Source organism: Saccharopolyspora sp. NPDC050389 (assembly GCF_040655595.1).
In the GTDB taxonomy this organism is placed as follows: Bacteria; Actinomycetota; Actinomycetes; order Mycobacteriales; family Pseudonocardiaceae; genus Saccharopolyspora.
The window spans coordinates 1-20971 of record NZ_JBFAKG010000135.1 but is presented as its reverse complement, the minus strand read 5'-3'; the positions used below and the strand labels follow the sequence as shown (position 1 = coordinate 20971).

Genomic DNA, 20971 nt, shown 5'->3' with positions numbered 1-20971 from the left:
TCGTCCCGATAGACGAGGCGAACAGGCCGTTCGCTCCACCACCCCGAACGCACAAGCCGCCCTACTGCAACCCCACCCGACAACATCCCAAACAGGCTCTATAGCGACACAAAACGCACACGGGTACTGGCCTGGCGGAGCGCTCAGGTGGAGCGCTGGCCGTTCCAGGGTTCGAAGCCGGCGATCTCCGCGTCGGCCGGGGTGCGGAACCACACGTCGGCGACGATCTTGTCGTAGGCCGGTGATTCGGGGCTGTGGTACTGCCGGGACGCGGAGTGCCCCTTGATCATCGGCCCCGAGCCGCCCTCCCGCCCGGGCCGCGGCCCGGCGCCGGGTGTCCGCCTCGGCAGCGGCGGCGGCTCCGCCGCGCTGTCCGCGCCCTCCGCGCCACGGTCTCCGACCTTCGGGATCACCTGCGTCGCATCCGCTCCGACCGGCGGCACGTACGGCGTCTCCACCGCTCCGCCGCTGCGCGGCTCCACGGTCTCGAACAGCGACCGCAGCTGCCCGGACAACCGCGACTCCGTCGCGTCGTCCGAGTCTTCGAGCCGCCCGGAGATCCGCGATTCCGCGGGCTCCGCCTCCGGCCACGCCGAAATGTCGGTCGCGGGCTCCTCCGCCGGTGCCGTCGCCGCCGTCCGGTCCGCGGCAGGCCGTTCCACCGGCGTCTTCACGACAGGCGATTCGACCGGCGTCTTCACAGCGGGCGGTTCCACCGGCGCCTTCGCACCAGGCGATTCCACCGGCGTCTTCACGACAGGCGGCTCCACCGGCGCCTTCGCAGCAGGCGGCTCCACCGGTTTCACCGATGCCGTCGGCTCGTCCGCCTCCGGCTCCTCCGGCTTCGGGTCGCCCGCCGCCGGTGGCACGCGCGGCTGCACCGCGGTCACGGCGGCGTCGGCCGGGTCGGCTCCGTTCACGCGTTCGTCCCACTCGCGGAACCACGCGCTGTCGGGGTCGGGCTGTGCGGGGTCGGCCTTCTCCGGGGCCACCCAGGCGCGCGGGGCCCGGCCCCAGTCTCCGACCTCCGGCTCGTCCGGCCGCTCCCAGCGTTGCGGTGCGGGTTGCAGCAGGTCCAGCGGGGCGTTGCAGCCGGTTCGCTCGTCCTCTTCGTAGGCGTACTCAGCCTCCGGGTAGACGGCGGTGAGTTCGGCCAGTTGCCGGCGCAGCGGGCGGACGAAGAGCAGCCAGGTGATCAGCGCACCCAGTGCGAACGCGGCGAGGCTCCACAGCCACACCTGGGTGAACAGCCAGGTGATCACGAGAGATGTCCTCCTCAGACTCCAGCAGCGCCGCCAGTTCTCCGGGGGATACCTATCACGTGGCACCCCGGCCGCGGACCAGCTTGACCGGCTCGTGACACACGCGGGTGGTCCTTGCGCAACTTTCCGGGCACATCAGCGCCGTCGGCGAACGAGTCTTCCGGGCTGCCGCAGCGAACCGTGCGCTCAGCGGGTGCGCGCCACCACGTAGTCGACCAGCGTCGACAGCGCTTCGCGGGCCGGGACGTCGGGCAGCGAGGCGAGTTCCTTGCGGGCGTCGTCGGCGTACTCGTCCAGGGTGGCGCGGGTCCGTGCGAGCCCGCTGGACGCGCGCAGCAGCTCCAGCGCCTCGTCGACCTCGGCGTCCTCGGACAGCGGCCGGGACAGCAGGTCGCGCAGCCGCGGGGAGGTGTCCGGATCAGCCAGCGCGTACAACATCGGCAGCGTCCGCACACCCTCTCGGAGGTCGGTGCCCGGGGTCTTGCCCGACTCGTTGGCCGGCGAGGCGATGTCGATGATGTCGTCGGAGATCTGGAAACCGGTGCCGATGATCCGGCCGATCCGCTCCAGCGCGTCGATCGTCGCGTCGTCCGCGCCGGAGAACCAGGCGCCGAACCGACCGGCGGTGGCGATCAGCGAACCTGTCTTCTCGAAGATCACCTTCAGGTAGAACTCGACGGCGTCCTCGTCTTCGCCGACCCCGACGGTCTCCCGCATCTGGCCGGTGACCAGCGCCTCGAAGGTGCCCGCCATCTCGCGGACCGCGTCGCCGCCGAGATCGGCGATCAGCCGGGACGCCTGGGCGAACAGGAAGTCGCCGGTCAGGATCGCCACCGAGTTGTCCCAGCGGGCGTTGGCGCTGGTCGCGCCGCGCCGCATGGTCGCCTCGTCCATCACGTCGTCGTGGTAGAGCGTGGCGAGGTGGATCATCTCGATCACCGCGGCGGACTTGATCACCTCGTCCGCTGCGGGGTCGCCGAACTGCGCGGCCAGCAGCGTGAACAGCGGCCGGAACCGCTTGCCGCCCGCGTCCACCAGGTGCAGCGAGGTGCGGGTGGCGAACTCGAGGTCGCTGCGCACGGATTCGCGCAGGAGCCGCTCCACCCGGTCCATGCCCTGCCGCACCGAGTCGGCCAACGCCTCGTCGGCGATGTCGACGAACCCGCCCGATCCGCCCGTGGTCAGATCACTGATCGGGTCACCCGCTGACTTGCTCACGTCACCGTCGCCTTCGCTCCCCCGGATCGCCCTACGGGCGAGCACTCTACGACACGAAGCCGCCGACGTTCGCCCAGTCCAGCGCCAAAGTCGGCAGCACGCCCAGCAACAGCGTGACGACCACACCGAGCGTGATCGCCGCTGTCGTGAAGGCACCCGGCACGCTGACGGTGGGGCCGTCCGCGGCCGGTTCGCTGAAGTACATCAGCACGATGACACGAAGGTAGAAGAAGGCGGCAACCGCACTGGCCACCAGGGCCACCACCACCAGCGGGGCCATGCCGTCGGCCAGCGCCGCCTCGAACACCACGAACTTCCCGACGAAACCGCTAGTCAGCGGGATGCCGGCGAGGGCGAACAACAGGAAGGTGAACACCCCTGCGACCAGCGGCGAACGCTTCGCCAGCCCCGCCCAGTCCGAAAGGTGAGTTGCCTCACCATCGGCGCGTCGCACCAGGCTGATCACACCGAACACGGCGATCGTCGTGAACCCGTAGGCCAGCAGGTAGAACAGCGTGGCGGACAGCCCGCGACCGGTCAGCGCCAGCGAGCCGATCAGCATGAACCCGGCGTGCGCGACGGAGGAGTAGGCGATCATCCGCTTGATGTCGCGCTGCGTCAGGCCGAGCACCACGCCGATGACCATCGAGGCGATCGCGACCGCCCACAGCACGCCGCGCCACTCCCAGCTGGACGCCTGGAACGCGACCTGCAGCACCCGCAGAATCCCGCCGAACGCGGCGACCTTGGTGCAGGCGGCCATGAAGCCGGTGACCGCGGTCGGGGCGCCCTGGTAGACGTCCGGCGTCCAGGTGTGGAACGGGCCGACCGAGGCCTTGAACAGCAGGCCCACCAGCAGCAGGCCGAGCCCGGCGAACAGTAGCGTGTCCGAGCGGTCCGAACCGGCGGTGGCGTCCGCGATGGCCTGCAGCTTCACCGAACCCGCGTAGCCGTAGAGCAGGGCCAGGCCGTACAGGAAGAACGCCGAGGCGAACGCGCCGAGCAGGAAGTACTTGACCGCCGCCTCCTGCGACAGCAGCCGACGCCGCTTGGCCAGCCCGCACATCAGGTACAGCGGCAGGCTCAGCACCTCGAGCGCGATGAACATCGTCAGCAGGTCGTTCGCCGCGCAGAACACCATCATCCCGCCGAGCGAGAACAGGGCGAGCGGGAAGACCTCGGTGCGCATCCCCGCGACACCGGCGGCCGCGCGGGTCATCGCGCCCGGCCCGTCGGTCGCCCGCGACTCGGAGACGAACGCGCCGCCGGGCTCCACCGAGCGGTCCGCGATCAGCAGGATCGAGCCCAGGCCGAGCGCGAGGAGGGTGCCCCAGAGGAACAGCGTGGGCGGGTCGATCGCGAGGCTGTCGGACAGCGTGGTCACGCCGGTGACGCCCGAGCGGGCGTACACCGCCAGCGCCACCCCGGCGACCACGATCGCCACCAGGCTCAGCCCGACCTGGACCGACCAGCGCTGGTGCCGCGGCAGGAACGCCTCGACGAGGATCGCCAGGCAGGCCGCGCCGAGGATCACCAGGATCGGCGCGATGGCCGCGTAGTCGATCGGCGGGATCTCCACGGACGGCTGCTGCGCCAAGGCGCCCAGCCCCTGCGTCAAAGCACCCACTGTCAGTTACCTCCCTGCGAGGTCACGGGGTCGGTGACGCCGACCTCGCTCATGGTTGCCGCGACCGACGGGTTGATCACGTCCAACACAGGCTTCGGGTAGAAGCCCAACGCGAGCACCAGCACGATCAGCGGGGTCAGCACCGCGATCTCGCGGGCGCCGAGGTCGGCCACCCGCAGCCGGTGCGCGCCCGGCTTGTTCGGGTCGGTCACCGCGCCCGGTCCGGCTGCGGTGCCCAGCAGCGCGTCGCCGCGCACCGGGCCCTGCATCGTCCGCTGGTACAGCCAGAGCACGTAGACGGCGGCCAGCACCATGCCGATGGTGGCGAGCACCGTGTAGACCGGCTGCGTCTGGAACGCGCCGACCAGCACCAGGAACTCGCTGATGAACGAGTTCGTGCCGGGCAGCGACAGGGTGCTCAGCCCGGCGATCAGCAGCGTGCCGGCCAGCAGCGGCGCCACCTTCGCCATGCCGCCGTAGTCGGCGATCCGGGTGGAGCCGCCGCGCGCGATCACCATGCCGATCACCAGGATCAGCATGCCGGTCGCGATGCTGTGGTTGATCATGTACGACACCGCGCCCACCTGCGCCTGCGAGGTGAACGCGAAGATGCCCAGCGCGATGAAGCCGAAGTGCGCGATCGACACGTAGGCGATGAAGCGCTTGAGGTCGGTCTGGCCGAAGGCCTGCAGCGAGCCGTAGAGCACGCCGATCACCGCGAGCACCAGCACCAGCGGGGCGAGCAGCTTCGAGGCTTCCGGCGTGAGCGGCAGGCTGTAGCGCAGGAAACCGAAGGTGCCGACCTTGTCGAGCACGCCGACGACGATCACCGCGACGCCGATCGGCGCCTGCTGCGCCGCGTCCGGCAGCCAGGTGTGGAACGGGATCAGCGGTGCCTTGATGGCGAACGCGGTGAAGAACCCGAGGAACAGCCACACCTGCACGCTGGTCGGCGCTTCGGCGAGCACCGGCACCAGCGTCGCCCAGTCGAAGGTGCCGGTGCCGGTGACCTGCGCGGTGTAGACGTACGCGCCGATCGCCGAGGCCAGCATGATCAGGCCGCCGAGGAAGGAGTACAGGAAGAACTTCACCGCGGCGTAGGTGCGCTTCTCGCCGCCGTAGCCGCCGATGAGGAAGTACATCGGGATCAGCATGATCTCGAAGAGCACGTAGAACAGGAACAGGTCGGTCGCGGCGAACACCGCCACCGTCAGGGCCTGCTCCAGCAGCAGCAGCGAGAAGAAGCCGCCGTGGGTGCGCCCGGCCGGCAGCCGCTCGCCCCAGCTGTAGCCGAGCACCAGCGGGGTGAGCAGCGCGATCACCGCGATCATCACCAGCGCGATGCCGTCCACGCCGAGCGAGAGCCGGATGTCGAACGCCGGGATCCACTCCACCGAGCTGGTGAGCTGCAGCCGCGGGCCCGCCGGGTCGTAGGCGATCCACGCGGCGAGCGCGATCACCAGCTCCACCAAGGAGAACCCGAGCGCGGTCCACTTGGCCACCGCCGCGTTGCCGCGCAGCAGCGCCACCACCACCGACCCGACGATCGGCAGCAGGATCAGTGCGAGGAGCAGGGTCATCGGATCTCCTCCCGGAGCTCACTCAGCCAACTGCGGTGTCCATAGTGGACGTGCAGTTTCAGATGAAACCGCGGTCCGGGGCGCAACGAGGTCGTCATGTCGGGATCCCCACTGCCATCAGGGCGGCGATCACCAGGATTCCGCCGAAGAGCATGGACAGGGCGTAGGACCGGACGAAACCGGTCTGCAGCCGGCGCAGGCGGCCGGAGCTGAAGCCGAGGAATCCGGCGATGCCGTTGACCGCGCCGTCGACGCCCTTGCGGTCCACAGTGACCAGTCCGCGCGACAGGCCGAACGTCGGCCGCACCGCCAGGGCGTTGTTCAGCGCGTTGCCGCCCAGGTCCGCGCGCGCCGCGCGCACGATCGGCGAAACCCGCTCCGGGCGCTCCACCGGCACCGGCTTGCGCCCGACCACCAGCCAGGCGATCAGCGCGCCCAGCGCGGAGAACGCGACGGTCAGCACCGGGATCATCGCGTGCGGGATCGCGGTGTGCTCGGCCTCGTGCAGTTCGCCCAGCGACGGCGCCAGGAATCCGACCAGCCGGTCGCCGCCGGCGAAGAACATGCCCGCCGCGACCGAACCGATGGCCAGCACGACCATCGGCGCGGTCATCACCGCGGGCGACTCGTGCGGGTGGAAGGCTCTGTTCGCGCCCCCGGGCGCGTTCTCCGCATTCAGCTTCTCCCAGCGCTTCTCGCCGAAGAACGTCATCAGCACCAGTCGAGTCATGTAGAACGCGGTGATCGCCGCGCCCAGCATCGCCGCGCCGCCGAACACCCAGCCGCGCCAGCCCTCCTGGCCGAACGCCGCCTCGATGATCGCGTCCTTCGAGTAGTACCCGGACAGGAACGGGAAGCCGATCAGCGCCAGGTAGCCGAGCCCGAAGGTCGCGAAGGTGATCGGCATGAACCGGTAGAGGCCGCCGAACTTGCGCATGTCGACCTCGTCGTTCATGCCGTGCATCACCGAGCCGGCGCCGAGGAACAGCCCGGCCTTGAAGAAGCCGTGGGTGAGCAGGTGCATGATGCCCAGCGCGTATCCGGCCGGGCCGAGCCCGACGGCCAGCATCATGTAGCCGATCTGGCTGACCGTGGAGTACGCCAGGACCTTCTTGATGTCGTCGTAGGCGCAGCCGATGATGCAGCCGACCAGCAGCGTCACCGCGCCGACGATGGTGACGGCCAGCTGCCCGCCGGGCGAGAGCGTGAACAGCGGGTTGGACCGCGCGATCAGGTACACGCCCGCGGTGACCATGGTCGCCGCGTGGATGAGCGCGGACACCGGGGTCGGGCCCTCCATGGCGTCCGGCAACCACGCCTGCAGCGGCACCTGGCCGGACTTGCCGCAGGCGCCCAGCAGCAGCAACAGCGTGATGGCCAGCAGCACGCCCGGCGTGAGCTCGCCGGCGCGGGCGAAGACCTCGGTGTACTGCGTGGTGCCGAGGTTCGCGAACAGAAGGAAGATCGCCAGCGCCAGGCCGACGTCGCCGACGCGGTTCATCACGAACGCCTTGGTCGCCGCCGCGGCCGCCGACGGCCGGCCCTGCCAGAAGCCGATCAGCAGGTACGACGCCAGGCCGACGCCTTCCCAGCCGAGGTACAGGGTCACGAAGCTGTTGCCCAGCACCAGGATCAGCATCGCGGCGACGAACAGGTTGAGGTAGGCGAAGAACCGGCGGCGTTCGGTGTTGTCCCGCCCGGTGCGGCCTTCCTGGTCGTGCGACATGTAGCCGATCGAGTAGATGTGGATCAGCGCGCCGACGCCGGTGATCAGCAGCACGAACACCATCGACAGCGGGTCGATCCGGAGCCCGAAGTCGACCTGCAGGGCGTTCACCGGGATCCAGGAGAACAGGTGCAGTTCCCGCACCCGCCCGGTTTCCGCCGGGAACCCGAGGATCGAGCCGAACAGCAGCAGCCCGTACACGAAGGACGCGATCACGGTGGCGCAACCGAGGATGTGCCCCCAGCCGTTGGCCCGGCGCCCGGCGACGAGCAAGATCAGCGCGCCCAGCGCCGGGAACGCCACCAGCAACCAGGCGTTCTCCTGGATCCCGCCGGCCGCGCTGTCCACGTCCGGGCTGGTCCCGGTCAGGAAGGCAACGGAATTCATCGCCGCGGTAATCGTATTTGCCGTCACCACGCGCCCTCTCAGTACTTCAGCAGGTTGGCGTCATCGACCGAGGCCGAGCGACGCGTCCGGAAGATCGACATGATGATGGCCAGGCCGACCACCACCTCGGCCGCGGCGACGACCATCACGAAGAAGGCCATGACCTGCCCGTGCACCGATCCCTCGATGCGGGCGAAGGTCACCAGCGTCAGGTTGACCGCGTTGAGCATCAGTTCGATGCACATGAACACCACGATCGCGTTGCGCCGCACCAGCACGCCGACGGCGCCGATGGTGAACAGCAACGCCGACAGCAGCAGGTAGTAGGTGGGAGTCACTGCCGGACCTCCTCGGAGGAGACGTGCTCGGACTCGTGGCCGTTGTGCTGCGCCCCGTTCCCGTTGGAGTGCGGCGGGACGTCCGAGTTCTTCTGCTCGGGCAACGAGGGCGTCTCCTCGTGGTGCCCGCCGGTCAACGCGTGCGGATCGGGCCCCGGCCCCTGGCCGGCGACCGCGCGCCGCTCGTCGCCGAGCCGGTCCGCGGGCAGGTTCTCCAGCAGCTCGGACAGCGACTCCGGCGCCACCGAGCCGTCGGGCAGCAGCGCCGGGACGGCGACGGAGTTGGCCGTCGCGTACACGCCGGGCCCGGGCAGCGGCGACGGGCGGTTGCCGCGGAACCGGGCCTCGGCCCGCTCCTTCTGGCTCAGCCGCGGGCCGCGGCCCTTGCCGCCGTAGGCCAGCACCATCGCGCCCACCGCGGCGGTGATCAGCAGCGCCGAGGTCAGCTCGAACGGGAACAGGTAGTCGGTGAAGATCAACCGGCCGAGGCCGCCTGCGCCGCCGCCGGTCGGCGTCCAGGGGTTCAGCGGCGCGGCGGGCGTCACCTCGGTCAGCGCCCGCGCCAGGCCGGACACCAGCAGCGCCGCCAGGCCGAGGCCGCCGATGCCGGCCCACAACCGCTGCCCGCGCAGGACTTCGACCACCGAGTCGGACGAGTCGCGGCCGACCATCATCAGCACGAACAGGAACAGCATCATGATCGCGCCGGTGTAGACGATGATCTGCGTGAACCCGAGGAACGGCGCGCTCTGCGCCATGTAGAGCACGCCGAGGCACAGCATCGTCAGCACCAGCCACAGCGCGGAATGCACCGCGTTGCGGGCGAACACCATGCCCAGCGCGCCGACCAGCGCCAGCGGTCCGAGGATCCAGAAGGCCACCGTCTCGCCGGTGCCCACCACACCGATGGGCGCCTGCGCGAGGAACTGCGCCGCTTCGATGGTCATCTCCCGGCCTCCTCGTGCCCGGACTCGACCGTCTCATCCGCCGGGACTCCCCGGTCTCGCGCCAGTTCCGGCCCGCGCACGTAGTAGTCCTGCTCGTCGTTGCCGAGCCGCATCGGGTGCGGCGGCTGCTCCATGCCGGACAGCAGCGGCGCCAGCAGGTCCGCCCTGGTGTAGATCAGGTCCTGGCGGTTGTCGTCGGCGGTCTCGTACTCGTTGGTCATCGTCAACGCGCGCGTCGGGCAGGCCTCGATGCACAACCCGCAGCCGATGCAGCGCAGGTAGTTGATCTGGTAGTCCTTGCCGTAGCGCTCACCGGGCGAGAACCGGGCCTCGTCGGTGTTGTTGCCGCCCTCCACGAAGATCGCGTCGGCCGGGCACGCCCACGCGCACAGCTCGCAGCCGACGCACTTCTCCAGCCCGTCCGGGTGCCGGTTGAGCTGGTGGCGGCCGTGGAACCGGGGCGCCGGGATCTTCTTGACCTCGGGGTACTCCTCGGTGACGACCTTCTTGAACATGGTCGAGAAGGTGACGCCGAAGCCCTTGATCGGATCAAACATTCCCATGAGGCGCCTCCTCGCCTTCCGGACCCGCGACCTCGCCCGCAGTGCGGTCGGCACCGCTGCGCACCGGGGTGCGGCGCGGCGGGGTCTCGGGGACTTGCAGGTCCAGCGGCGGAATGGGGTATCCGCTGCCGGCGAGCGGGATCTCGTCGGCGTCCTTGGCCGGTTTGCGGTCCGGGATCAGGAACGTCGCCGCCAGCAGGATCGCGATCACGACGCCGCCGCCGATGAGGAACTGCTGCGAGCTGACCGCTTCCTCGTTGCGCAGCGCGCGGATCACGGTCACCGCGATGATCCACACCAGGCTGAGCGGGACCAGGAACTTCCAGCCCAGGTTCATGAACTGGTCGTAGCGCAGGCGGGGCAGCGTGCCGCGCAGCCAGATGAAGAAGAACAGGAACGCCATCGTCTTGCCGAGGAACCACAGCACCGGCCACCAACCGGTGTTGAGCACCCCGTCGCCGATCAGCGACAGCGGCCACGGCGCGTGCCAGCCGCCGAGGAACAGCGTGGTCGCCAGCGCCGAGACGGTGACCATGTTGATGTACTCGGCGAGGAAGAACAGCGCGAACTTCAGCGACGAGTATTCGGTGTGGAACCCGCCGACCAGCTCCGACTCCGCCTCCGGCAGGTCGAACGGCGCGCGGTTGGTCTCGCCGACCATCGACACCAGGTAGACGACGAAGCTGAACGGCAGCAGCAGGAAGAACCAGCCGTCCTTCTGCGCCTCGACGATGCCCGAGGTGGACAGCGTGCCCGCGTACATGATCACCGCGACGAACGACAGGCCCATCGCGATCTCGTAGGAGATCACCTGCGCCGCCGAGCGCAGCGAGCCGAGCAGCGGGTACGGCGAGCCGGAGGCCCAGCCGGCCAGCACGATGCCGTAGACGCCGATGGAGGCGCAGGCCAGCACGACCAGCAGGCCGACCGGCAGGTCCACCAGCTGCAGCGCGGTCGGCTCGCCGAAGATGGTGACCTCGGGGCCGATCGGGATCACCGAGAACGACACCAGCGCGGGCGTCGCGGAGATCACCGGGGCCAGGAAGTACACCCACTTGTCGGCCAGCACCGGCCGGATGTCTTCCTTGAACGCCAGCTTCAGGCCGTCCGCCAGCGATTGCAGCAACCCGAACGGGCCCGCCCGGTTGGGGCCGGGCCGGTTCTGCATCCGGCCGATCACCCGGCGCTCCGCCCAGATCGTCAACAGCGTCATGACGACCAGGAAGACGAAGATCACCAGGACCTTCAGCAGGATCAGCCAGAGCGGATCGTCGGCGAGCAGTTCCGCGGTTCTGGTCATGCTCTCCCCCCGTCGAGGTGGGTCGTGCCGCCGTGGCCGTTTCCGGCGGCGGGAGACATCGCCGTGGTGGCGGCGATGTCGACGACCGCGCCGTGGCCGACGCCCAGCGTCCGGTGCACCTTCGAGGCACCGGAGTCGGCGGGCAGCCACACCACGTCGTCGGGCATTTCGGCGAGCTCCGCCGCGAGCACGATCGCGCCCTTGGCGGTGCGGATCTCGATGCGCTGCCCGTGGCCGAGCCCGATCCGCTGCGCGGTGCGCGGCGAGAGCATCGCGACGGTTCTCCGCGCGGTGCCGGCCAGGTTCGGTTCGTCGGCCTGCATCGATCCGTTGTCGAGCAGCTGCCGCCAGGTCGCCAGCACCGCTTGCCCCGCGCCGGGGCTCGGTGCCGCTGCGGGCGGCTCGTCCGGTGCGGGCAGGCCCGCGCCGAGGTGCGGCCCGACGCGTTCGAGTTCGGCGAGCGCGGCGGCCGGGGTCTGCGTGAACAGGTCCACGTCCATCTCCACCGCGAGGGTGTCCAGCACCCGGCAGTCCGGCAGCGCGCCGGTGCCTTCGATGGTGGTGCGGAACTCGCGGTGGCGGCCTTCCCAGTTCAGGTAGCTGCCGGCCTTCTCGGTGCTCGGCGCGATGGGCAGCACCACGTCGGCGTGTTCGGTGACCGCGCTCGGCCGCAGCTCCAGGCTGACCACGAAGCCCGCACGACGCAGGGCCTTCTCGGCGAGCGCCGGGTCGGGCAGGTCGTTCGGGTCGACACCGCCGACGACCAGCCCGGAGAGGTCTCCGGCGGCCGCCGCGTTGAGAATTCCGGTGACGTCGCGGCCGGCGTCGGCGGGCAGGGCGGCCGGGGCGAGGCCCCAGTGCCGCTCCAGCTCGGCGCGGGCCTCCGCGTCCGCCACCGGCCGTCCGCCGGGCAGCAGCGTCGGCAGGACGCCGACCTCGATCGCGCCGCGCTCGCCGGCCCGGCGGGGAATCCAAGCGACGCTCACGCCGGTCCGCCGCGCGGTGCGCAGGATCTCCGAGTACAGCCCGGGGATCTCCGCGGCCCGCTCGCCGACGAGGAGGACCGCTCCCGACTGCCGCAACGCCTCGTCCACATCGGACGGGAGTTCGCGCAGCGCCGCGGCCTCACCGCCGGGCACGCACGGCACCAGCGATCCGGTGCGCACCGGCCCGCCGTCGTGCGCGATGACCGTCGTCTTCTCCACGCCCGGCGAAGCCCACGACGCGACGTGGAACACCTTGGTGCCGCCCTTGCGAGCCGCCTTGCGCAGCCGCAGGAAGACGATCGGCGATTCCTCTTCCGGCTCGAACGCCACGCACAGCACCGCGGGCGCGGACTCCAGATCCCGGTAGGTGACGCCGTTGCCCGGGCTGGTGCCGACCACAGTGGACTCCAGGAACCGCAGCTCCTCGTCGGAGTGCGGTCGGGCCCGGTAGTCGATGTCGTTGGTGCGCAACGCGATCCGCGCGAACTTCGAGTAGGCGTAGGCGTCCTCGACGGTCAGCCGGCCGCCGGGCAGCACGCCGACGCCGCCTGCGTCACGCGCCTCGGCCAGTCCCTTCGCGGCCGCCTGCAGCGCCTCGGTCCAGGACGCTTGCCGGAGCTCGCCGTTCTCCCGGATCAGCGGCCGGGTGATCCGGTCGTTGGCGGTGGCGTAGCGGAAGGCGAACCGGCCCTTGTCGCAGATCCACTCCTCGTTGACCTCCGGGTCGTCACCGGCCAGCCGCCGCATTACCTTGCCGCGCCGCCAGTCGTTGCGGATCTCGCAGCCGGACGCGCAGTGCTCGCACTGGCCGGGCGTCGACACCAGGTCGAACGGCCGGGACCGGAACCGGTAGGCCGCGCTGGTCAGCGCCCCGACCGGGCAGATCTGGATGGTGTTGCCGGAGAAGTAGCTCTGGAACGGCTGCTGCTCGCCGATGCCGATCTGCTGCAACGCCCCGCGCTCCAGCAGCTCGATGAACGGGTCGCCGGCCACCTGCTTGGAGAACCGGGTGCAGCGCTGGCACAGCACGCAGCGCTCCCGGTCCAGCAGCACCTGCGAGGAGATCGGCACCGGCTTGGCGAAGGTCCGCTTCGTGTCGTGGAAGCGGGACTCCGCCCGGCCGTGCTTCAACGCCTGGTTCTGCAGCGGGCACTCGCCGCCCTTGTCGCAGATCGGGCAGTCCAGCGGGTGGTTGATCAGCAGCAGCTCCATCACACCCTGCTGCGCCTTGTCCGCCACCGGCGAGGTCTGCTGCGTCTTGACCACCATGCCGTCGGCGACGGTCATGGTGCAGGACGCCTGCGGCTTGGGCATCGGCCGCCCGCCCATCTCGACCTCGACCAGGCACTGCCGGCAGGCCCCGGCCGGGTCGAGCAGCGGATGGTCGCAGAACCGCGGGATGGTGATGCCCATCCGCTCGGCGGTGCGGATCAGCAGCTCGCCCTTGGGCGCCACGACCTCGATCCCGTCGATGGTCAGGCGGACGTAACCCTCCGGAACCGGACGGGTTTCAGCTTCTGGTGCCACGGTCATCGGGCCGCTCCTACAAGTGCGGAGTCGCCGGTCTTGTTCTTCTCACACAACGCGAGGAACTCCTCGCGGAAGTACTTGATGCCGCTGACGATCGGGCTCACCGCGCCGTCGCCGAGGGCGCAGAACGAGCGGCCGAAGATGTTGTCGCAGACGTCCAGGAGGGTTTCGATGTCCTCCTCGGTGCCGTGCCCGTCGACCATCCGCTCCAGCACCTGCGCCAGCCAGTAGGTGCCCTCCCGGCACGGCGTGCACTTGCCGCAGGACTCGTGCTCGTAGAACTGCGTCCACTTCATCACGGCCCACGGCACCGAAACCGTCTCGTTGAACACCATCACCGCGGTGGTGCCCAGCATCGACCCGGCCTCGGCCGCGCCCTCGAAGTCCAGCGGCACGTCCAGGTGCTCGGCGGTGAACATCGGCGTCGACGAGCCGCCCGGCGTCCAGAACTTCAGCGGGATGTCGTCCTTCATGCCGCCCGCCAGCTCCAGCAGCTCCCGCAGCGTGGTGCCCAGCGGCGCTTCGTACTGGCCGGGCCGCTCGACGTGCCCGGAGATCGAGTAGATCTTCGGGCCGGGCGACTTCTCGGTGCCCATCTTGCGGAACCACTCGGCGCCGCCGTTGACGATGAAGGGCACCGAGGCGATCGTCTCGACGTTGTTCACCGTGGTCGGGCAGGCGTAGAGCCCGGCGGCGGCCGGGAACGGCGGCTTCAGCCGCGGCTGCCCGCGCTTGCCCTCCAGCGAGTCGAGCAGCGCGGTCTCCTCGCCGCAGATGTAGGCGCCCGCGCCGGCGTGCACCACGATGTCCAGGTCGAAGCCCGAGTCCAGGATGTTCTTGCCGAGGTACCCGGCCTGGTAGGCCTCGCGGACCGCGTTGTTCAGCCGCCGGATCGGGTGCAGCGCCTCGCCGCGCACGTAGATCATGCAGTGGTTGGCGCGCATCGCGTAGCTGGCGATGATGCAGCCCTCGATCAGCGAGTGCGGATCGGCCATCATCAGCGGGATGTCCTTGCAGGTCCCCGGCTCGCCCTCGTCGGCGTTGATGACGAGGTAGTGCGGCTTGACCGGCTCCTTCGGCATGAAGCTCCACTTCACCCCGGCCGGGAACCCGGCGCCGCCGCGGCCGCGCAGCCCGGCTCCCTTGACCAGCTCGATCAGCTGGTCGGGGTGCGCCTTCAGCGCCTTGCGCAGCGCGGTGTAGCCCTCCAGCTGCTCGTAGGTGCGCAGCGTCCAGGAGGTCGGCGACAGCCACCGCTTCGTCAGGACCGGGGTCACCGGGCTGGCGCTGGACTGGCTGTTGGTGGATTGGGTCATGGCCACCCTCACTTCTTCTCCGGCAGCGGCGGGAGTTCCGCGCCATCGGGCATGCTCGGCGCGGTCCAGCCGCGCTCGTTGGCCAGCTGCGCGCCGCGCACCGTCTCGACCGCCGACGACGACCCGGCCACAGTGGACTCCAGGTCGTCGAAGAAGCCCGCCAGCTGGCGCTCGGCGCCGCGGAAGTCGGAGAGCTCGGGACCGCGCGTCGGCGCCGGCTTCTCCCCGCGCTGCAACGCCTTCACGAGCTCCAGCGCCTGCTCCGGCGTCTGGTTGTCGAAGTACTCGTAGTTGACCTGCAGCACCGGGGCCAGGTCGCACGCGGCGAGGCACTCGGCGTGCTCCAAGGTGATCGAACCCTCTTCACCCGGCGTCCCGGCGGTCTCGTTGTGCCCGACGCCGAGGTGCTCGCTGACCTTCCGGTAGATCGCGTCACCGCCGAGCGCCGCGCACATGGTGTTGGTGCAGACGCTCACCAGGTGCTGGCCGCAGGGCTTGCGCTTGTACATGGTGTAGAACGTCGCGACGGCGCTGACCTCCGCAGTGGACAGTGCCAGCTGCTCGGCGCAGAACTGGATTCCCTCGGCGCTGACGTGCCCCTGCACCGACTGCACGAGGTGCAGCATCGGCAGCAGCGCCGACCGGGACTCCGGGTACCGCGCGATGATCTGCTTCGCGTCGGCCCGCACGTCCTCGCCGAACACCGACGTATCGGCGGTTTCGTGAACCGCTTCTTCCGTCGTGGTGAACTCGAACTGCTCGGTCATCGATCCACCCCGCCCATCACCGGGTCGATGGAGGCAACCGCCGCGATCACGTCGGCCACCAGTCCGCCTTCGCACATCGCGGGCATCGCCTGCAGGTTCACGAAACTGGGTTCCCGCACGTGCACCCGCATCGGCCGGGTGCCGCCGTCGGAGACCACGTGGTAGCCGAGCTCGCCGCGCGGCGACTCGATCGGCACGTACACCTGGCCGGGCGGCACGTCGAAGCCCTCGGTCACCAGCTTGAAGTGGTGGATCAGCGACTCCATCGACTGACCCATGATCTTGCGGACGTGCTCCAGCGAGTTGCCCATGCCGTCCGGGCCGATGCTCAGCTTCGCCGGCCACGCGATCTTCTTGTCCTCCACCATGTGCGGGCCGGGCTCGAACTTGTCCACGCACTGCCGGATGATCTTCAGCGACTGGTGGATCTCCTCCAGCCGCAGCAGGTACCGGGCGTAGCAGTCGGCGTCGGTGCTGGTGGGCACCTCGAAGTCGTACTCGTCGTAGCCGCAGTACGGCTGGATCTTGCGCAGGTCCCAGGCGAGCCCGGCGGAGCGCAGCAGCGGGCCGGTGACGCCGAGCTGCAGGCAGCCGTCCAGCGGCAGGTAGCCGACGTCCTTCAGCCGCTGCTTCCAGATCGGCTGGCCGGTGAACAGCTTGTCGTAGTCCGGCAGCCGCTTGTCCATCACCTGGATGAAGTTCAGGATCTTCTCCCGGTAGTCCACCGGGAGGTCCTGGGAGACGCCGCCGGGCCGGATGAACGCGTGGTTCATCCGCAGGCCGGTCAGGTACTCCAGCAGGTGCAGGACCTCTTCGCGCTCGCGGAAGCCGAAGGTCATGCCGGTGGTCGCGCCCAGCTCCATCGCGCCGGTGGCCAGGAACACCAGGTGCGAGGAGATCCGGTTGAGCTCCATCAGCAGCACCCGGAACACCTGCGCCCGCCGCGGCGCCTCGATGCCCAGCAGCTTCTCCACCGCCATGCAGTAGGCGGCCTCGTTGTGCAGCGGCGCCAGGTAGTCCATCCGCGTCACGAAGGTGACGCCCTGCGTCCAGGTGCGGTACTCGGTGTTCTTCTCGATGCCGGTGTGCAGGTAGCCGATCACCGACCGGGCCTTGGTGACCGTCTCGCCTTCGAGCTCCAGCACCAGCCGCAGCACGCCGTGGGTGGACGGGTGCTGCGGGCCGAGGTTGATGACGACCCGCTCCTCGCCGGCCGTCTCGTCGATGAACTCGTCCCAGTCGCCGCCGGTGACGGTGTAGACCCGGCCCTCGGTGGTCTCCCGCGACTCCGCCTCGCCCGGGTGGACGTGCGGGTCGCCGAGGCCGGTGTCGGCCAGTGGTTCGGTAGTCATCTCCAGCACCTCTCCGCGGTGTGCTGCCGTCCGCCGATTTCCGTTGAAATCGCGGAATTCCCGGATATCGCGGCTGTCACGAGTACGCCCTGCGCTGGTCCGGCGGCGGGATCTCGGCGCCCTTGTACTCCACCGGAATCCCGCCGAGCGGGTAGTCCTTCCGCTGCGGGTGGCCGTCCCAGTCGTCCGGCATCAGGATCCGGGTCAGCGCCGGGTGTCCGTCGTAGACGATGCCGAACATGTCCCAGGTCTCGCGCTCCTGGAAGTCGGCGGTCGGGTACACCGGCACGACCGACGGCAGGTGCGGGTCATCGATTTCGAGCGCGACCTCCAGCCGGATCCGACGCCGGTAGGTCATCGATGTCAGGTGGTACACCGAGTGCAGCCGCTGCGGCACCTCGGGCCCGTAGTCCACGGCGGACACCGAGCTGCACAGCTCGAAGCGCAGCGCCGGATCGTCCCGCAACGTCCGGCAAACCTCCAGCAGGTGGTCCCGCCGCACGTAGAAGGTGATCTCGCCGCGATCCACGGTCACCTGCTGCACCGTGTCCGCGGGCAGGCCCTGCTCGTTCAGCGCGGCGAAGAAGTTGTCGGCGAACTCGTCGAACCAGCCCCCGAACGGGCGCTCCGCGGCGGGCGGCACGTAGGCCGGCAGGTGCAGGCCGCCGTAGCCGGAGGTGTCACCGGTGCCGCGAACCCCGAACATGCCCTGCCGGGCGCGACCGGAAACCGGCGCGGACTCCCGCCGGGCCGGGTCCACCGCCCAGGACTGGGATTCATTGTCTGCCAACCGAACTCACCTGCCCGCTTTGAGCTCGCGGGGGCGCTTCGGCGCTGGGTCCAGCGCCCCCAACGACGGATCGGAACCCAACTCCCGGCGCTGCGCGGCCTGCTGCCGCTCGGCCCGGCGCCGCTGCGCCCAGTTCTTCGGCGCGTACCGCTCGGAGGACGGGATCATCGGGGTGCGCTCGCCGCTCTCCAGCCTTAGCTGCGCACGCTTCGCGTTGATCGGCTCGTCCATGATCTTGGCGTGCAGCTTGAGGATCGCGTCCAGCAGCATCTCCGGCCGCGGCGGGCATCCCGGCAGGTACATGTCCACCGGCACCACGTGGTCCACGCCCTGCACGACCGCGTAGTTGTTGAACATGCCGCCGCTGGAGGCGCACACGCCCATCGCCAGCACCCAGCGCGGCTCCGGCATCTGGTCGTAGATCTGCCGCAGCACGGGCGCCATCTTGTTGGTCACCCGGCCCGCGACGATCATCAGGTCGGCCTGCCGGGGGGTGGCGGAGAACCGCTCCATGCCGAAGCGCGCGATGTCGTAGCGGGAACCGCCGACGGTCATCATCTCGATCGCGCAGCAGGCCAGCCCGAACGTCGCCGGCCACATCGACGTCTTCCGCGTCCAGTTGACGAGCTTTTCCACGTTGGCCAACAGGATGCCGTTCGGCAGCTGCTCTTCGAGCCCCATCTCCGGCACTCCTTCCCGCGTCGCTGCGGCTAGTCCTTGGAAGATCGTGTTGTCGTCTTGCTTGGCGGTGCAGGTAGCGGAACCTCAGAGCCCTTCTCGGCTGTGGGATCCCCGACTTGCGCATGCCCAGTGCGGTGAGTGCATCTCAGCTCTCCGATCCGTGCGCACCAGCTACCTCCACTCAGTTCCAGTCGAGGCCGCCGCGGCGCCAGACGTAGACGTAGGCGAAACCGACGGTGGCGATGAAGAGCACGATCTCGACCACGCCGAACATGCCCAGGGCGTCGGCGGAGACCGCGAACGGGTAGAGGAAGACCATCTCGATGTCGAACAGGATGAACAACATCGCGGTCAGGTAGTAGGCGACCGGCATCCGGCCGCCGCCGATGACCGGCTGCGGCGACGGCTCGATGCCGCACTCGTAGGCGTCGAGCTTCGCCTTGTTGTAACGGCGGGGACCGACCAGTGGCGCGATCGCGACGGAAAACACCGCGAACGCGAGCGCCAGCGCGAACAACAGCACCAGCGGGATGTAGGGATCAAGCACTCCGCTGCCCTCCTTCGGCGGCCCCCGCCGAGATGCAGAACACATCTACGACATCGGTGCGCACTCTATGCGGTCGACCGTATCGACTCCGTAGTGAGGCGAACCTAACTTTGAGACGTCCGGCACACTGCTCGGGACATCTGACCAGACTCGCGCGGTCAAGCGCTAGGGGTCAGCCGAGTAGTGGTGCTGATCACACGATCCATGGCGTCGCCGCCCTTCTCGTCGTAGAGATTTGCCAACAGCTTCAACACGAAACGCATCAGCGTCGCCCTCGGCAGACCATGCTTGGTGGCCACCTTCATGACGGTGGGATTGCCAATCAACTTGCTGAAGATGTTGCCCATCCGGAAGTAGCCGCCGAGCGCCTGCTGCACCACCGTCGGGTACCGGCGCAGCGCCTGCTCCCGCGAAAAACCCGCCGGCCGGGCGAGCGCGTGCACCACGCATTCAGCCGCCAGCGCGGCGGATTCCATCGCGTAGGCGATGCCTTCGCCGTTGAACGGGTTCACCATCCCGCCGGCGTCGCCGACCAGCAGCAGACCGTTGCGGTAGTGCGGCATCCGGTTGAAGCCCATCGGCAGCGCCGCGCCGCCGATCTTGCCGGTGGCGTTCTCCTCCCGGAAACCCCACTCCTCCGGGGTTCCGTCCAACCAGGAACGCATCAGCTGGCGGTAGTCCGTCTTGCCGTAGGCCTTGGAGGTCGACAGGATGCCGAGCCCGACGTTGACGGTGCCGTCGCCCATCCCGAAGATCCAGCCGTAACCCGGCAGCAGCTTCGGCTCGTCGGGGTTCGAGCGGTCCCACAACTCCAGGTGCGACTCCAGGAAGTCGTCCTTGGTGCGCGGGCTCGTGTAGTACCGGCGCACCGCGACGCCCATCGGCCGGTCGTCGCGCTTCTCGATGCCCACCGACAGCGCCAACCGAGCCGAAACCCCGTCGCAGGCCAACACCAACGGCGCGCGGTAGGTCACCGGCGTGCGGTCCGGGCCGGTCTTCGCCTCAACGCCGACGATCCGGCCGGTGCGCTCGTCGGTGATCGCACCGGTCACCGTGGTCTGCTGCAGCAGCCGGGCACCGGCGCGCTGCGCGTTGCGGGCCAGCAGGTCGTCGAAGTCGTTGCGGGGGCGGACCACTCCGTAGGGCGGGAAGGCGGCCAGACTCGGCCAGTCCAGTTCCATCCGCACGCCGCCGCCGACGACGCGCAGGCCCCGGTTGTGCAGCCAGCCCGCTTCCTCGCGGGTGTCGATGCCCAGGTCGATGAGCTGCTTGACACCTCTCGGGGTGATGCCGTCGCCGCAGACCTTCTCCCGCGGGAACACGCTCTTCTCGAGAAGCAGGACGTCCAGGCCCGCGCGGGCCAGGTACGTCGCAGCCGTCGATCCGGCCGGTCCTGCTCCGACGACGATCACCTCGGCGTCCTCGTCCGGTCGGCGGCGGCTGGTGGCGCTGGTCATGACACTCCTTGATCCGGTGCAATGCGCGGCGCGGCCCGCTCGTCCCGGTGGACCGCCCCGGGAACCCGCTTGTGAACGAGTTCACTAACTCCCGAGTCTAAGCCGGACGAACCTCGCGATCGAGCCCTCGAACTACGCCACCCGAGTGACCATCACCCCAGTTAGGGCGCCCGGACTGGGCCAACCGGGTGACCTTCGCGCCCCCGCGGAGGACGCGACGCCGCCGCGTTGCCACCACGGCCCGAAGAAGTGATTTTTCCCAGGTGAGGAGCACTTTTTACCAACTGGGGAGTCCCCCGCGAGCCGGGACAGCGCTCGATCGCCCGTCCTGTGCCGCCCCCAACCGCTCACTCAGCGGAGCCAGCCGGCCCTGGCGCCCACCACTGGCCGCAGGCCTCGCCCTCGCACCAGCAGCCTTCGCTCTGCGCCCTCTGATGTTCCGCGAGGCGCTTGCCGCGCGGTGGTGTAAGCGGGCACCGAAATAGAAGAAGGGCCTCTTTTTCTTCTGGTAACCAGAAGAAAAAGAGGCCCTTCTCAAATAGTGTGTCGGCGGTGTCTTACTCTCCCACACCCTGTCGAGTGCAGTACCATCACCGC

17 protein-coding genes are annotated in these 20971 nt (G+C 69.5%); all 17 read right to left on the bottom strand.

Going from position 1 to position 20971, the window contains the following annotated elements:
• Positions 1 to 143: 143 nt before the first annotated feature.
• On the bottom strand, positions 144 to 1262 hold the full coding sequence (locus AB0I53_RS45645; protein ID WP_358616403.1) for a hypothetical protein: 1119 nt from the start codon (positions 1260 to 1262) through the stop codon (positions 144 to 146).
• A 186-nt stretch (positions 1263 to 1448) separates the two neighbouring features.
• On the bottom strand, positions 1449 to 2480 hold the full coding sequence (locus AB0I53_RS45640) for a polyprenyl synthetase family protein (RefSeq protein ID WP_358616400.1): 1032 nt from the start codon (positions 2478 to 2480) through the stop codon (positions 1449 to 1451).
• Between the two features lie 46 nt (positions 2481 to 2526).
• Positions 2527 to 4086 carry an NADH-quinone oxidoreductase subunit NuoN gene (gene nuoN / locus AB0I53_RS45635; RefSeq protein WP_358616408.1) on the bottom strand — a complete coding sequence of 520 codons (1560 nt, stop codon included), beginning with the start codon at positions 4084 to 4086 and terminating at the stop codon, positions 2527 to 2529.
• A gap of 23 nt (positions 4087 to 4109) precedes the next feature.
• Positions 4110 to 5687, bottom strand: coding sequence for an NADH-quinone oxidoreductase subunit M (locus AB0I53_RS45630; RefSeq protein ID WP_358616398.1), 1578 nt, complete (start codon positions 5685 to 5687; stop codon positions 4110 to 4112).
• Between the two features lie 94 nt (positions 5688 to 5781).
• The gene (nuoL, locus tag AB0I53_RS45625) at positions 5782 to 7740 is read right to left on the bottom strand and encodes an NADH-quinone oxidoreductase subunit L (protein ID WP_358616406.1); all 1959 of its coding nucleotides are present in this window, start codon (positions 7738 to 7740) and stop codon (positions 5782 to 5784) included.
• 98 nt (positions 7741 to 7838) lie between these two features.
• Positions 7839 to 8138, bottom strand: a complete 300-nt coding sequence (gene nuoK / locus AB0I53_RS45620; RefSeq protein ID WP_093155324.1) for an NADH-quinone oxidoreductase subunit NuoK — start codon at positions 8136 to 8138, stop codon at positions 7839 to 7841.
• Positions 8135 to 9085: an NADH-quinone oxidoreductase subunit J gene (locus AB0I53_RS45615; RefSeq protein ID WP_358616396.1), complete on the bottom strand. Its 951-nt coding sequence runs from the start codon at positions 9083 to 9085 to the stop codon at positions 8135 to 8137. Before AB0I53_RS45615 ends, nuoK begins: the two co-directional genes overlap by 4 nt.
• Positions 9082 to 9648 (bottom strand): NADH-quinone oxidoreductase subunit NuoI, encoded by a 567-nt coding sequence (nuoI, locus tag AB0I53_RS45610; RefSeq protein WP_358616393.1) that lies wholly within the window; start codon positions 9646 to 9648, stop codon positions 9082 to 9084. Before nuoI ends, AB0I53_RS45615 begins: the two co-directional genes overlap by 4 nt.
• Positions 9635 to 10948: an NADH-quinone oxidoreductase subunit NuoH gene (gene nuoH, locus AB0I53_RS45605; protein ID WP_358616390.1), complete on the bottom strand. Its 1314-nt coding sequence runs from the start codon at positions 10946 to 10948 to the stop codon at positions 9635 to 9637. The genes nuoI and nuoH overlap by 14 nt, the downstream gene beginning before the upstream one ends.
• Positions 10945 to 13467, bottom strand: coding sequence for an NADH-quinone oxidoreductase subunit G (locus tag AB0I53_RS45600; protein ID WP_358616388.1), 2523 nt, complete (start codon positions 13465 to 13467; stop codon positions 10945 to 10947). Before AB0I53_RS45600 ends, nuoH begins: the two co-directional genes overlap by 4 nt.
• A complete protein-coding gene (gene nuoF, locus AB0I53_RS45595; RefSeq protein ID WP_358616385.1) occupies positions 13464 to 14780 on the bottom strand; it encodes an NADH-quinone oxidoreductase subunit NuoF in 1317 nt (438 codons plus the stop codon). Before nuoF ends, AB0I53_RS45600 begins: the two co-directional genes overlap by 4 nt.
• Positions 14781 to 14788: 8 nt before the next feature.
• Positions 14789 to 15547, bottom strand: a complete 759-nt coding sequence (gene nuoE, locus AB0I53_RS45590) for an NADH-quinone oxidoreductase subunit NuoE (RefSeq protein WP_358616383.1) — start codon at positions 15545 to 15547, stop codon at positions 14789 to 14791.
• Positions 15544 to 16899 (bottom strand): NADH-quinone oxidoreductase subunit D, encoded by a 1356-nt coding sequence (locus AB0I53_RS45585; protein WP_358616381.1) that lies wholly within the window; start codon positions 16897 to 16899, stop codon positions 15544 to 15546. The genes nuoE and AB0I53_RS45585 overlap by 4 nt, the downstream gene beginning before the upstream one ends.
• A 76-nt stretch (positions 16900 to 16975) precedes the next feature.
• Positions 16976 to 17689, bottom strand: a complete 714-nt coding sequence (locus AB0I53_RS45580) for an NADH-quinone oxidoreductase subunit C (RefSeq protein ID WP_358616379.1) — start codon at positions 17687 to 17689, stop codon at positions 16976 to 16978.
• Positions 17690 to 17695: 6 nt separating this feature from the next.
• Positions 17696 to 18370 (bottom strand): NADH-quinone oxidoreductase subunit B family protein, encoded by a 675-nt coding sequence (locus AB0I53_RS45575; RefSeq protein WP_358616376.1) that lies wholly within the window; start codon positions 18368 to 18370, stop codon positions 17696 to 17698.
• Positions 18371 to 18551: 181 nt separating this feature from the next.
• Positions 18552 to 18962 (bottom strand): NADH-quinone oxidoreductase subunit A, encoded by a 411-nt coding sequence (locus AB0I53_RS45570; protein ID WP_358616374.1) that lies wholly within the window; start codon positions 18960 to 18962, stop codon positions 18552 to 18554.
• Between the two features lie 113 nt (positions 18963 to 19075).
• Entirely contained in the window at positions 19076 to 20374 is a 1299-nt protein-coding gene (locus tag AB0I53_RS45565; protein ID WP_358616371.1) for a geranylgeranyl reductase family protein, read from the bottom strand.
• Positions 20375 to 20971: the final 597 nt, after the last annotated feature.

Excerpts from the sequence above, each read along its gene's own strand:
- AB0I53_RS45630 (WP_358616398.1), bottom strand. The coding sequence starts at position 5,687 with ATGACCCTGCTCCTCGCACTGATCCTGCTGCCGATCGTCGGGTCGGTG.
- AB0I53_RS45615 (WP_358616396.1), bottom strand. The coding sequence starts at position 9,085 with ATGACCATCGAAGCGGCGCAGTTCCTCGCGCAGGCGCCCATCGGTGTG.
- nuoI (WP_358616393.1), bottom strand. The coding sequence starts at position 9,648 with ATGGGAATGTTTGATCCGATCAAGGGCTTCGGCGTCACCTTCTCGACC.
- nuoH (WP_358616390.1), bottom strand. The coding sequence starts at position 10,948 with ATGACCAGAACCGCGGAACTGCTCGCCGACGATCCGCTCTGGCTGATC.
- AB0I53_RS45600 (WP_358616388.1), bottom strand. The coding sequence starts at position 13,467 with ATGACCGTGGCACCAGAAGCTGAAACCCGTCCGGTTCCGGAGGGTTAC.
- nuoF (WP_358616385.1), bottom strand. The coding sequence starts at position 14,780 with ATGACCCAATCCACCAACAGCCAGTCCAGCGCCAGCCCGGTGACCCCG.
- nuoE (WP_358616383.1), bottom strand. The coding sequence starts at position 15,547 with ATGACCGAGCAGTTCGAGTTCACCACGACGGAAGAAGCGGTTCACGAA.
- AB0I53_RS45585 (WP_358616381.1), bottom strand. The coding sequence starts at position 16,899 with ATGACTACCGAACCACTGGCCGACACCGGCCTCGGCGACCCGCACGTC.
- AB0I53_RS45575 (WP_358616376.1), bottom strand. The coding sequence starts at position 18,370 with ATGGGGCTCGAAGAGCAGCTGCCGAACGGCATCCTGTTGGCCAACGTG.
- AB0I53_RS45570 (WP_358616374.1), bottom strand. The coding sequence starts at position 18,962 with ATGTGTTCTGCATCTCGGCGGGGGCCGCCGAAGGAGGGCAGCGGAGTG.
- AB0I53_RS45565 (WP_358616371.1), bottom strand. The coding sequence starts at position 20,374 with ATGACCAGCGCCACCAGCCGCCGCCGACCGGACGAGGACGCCGAGGTG.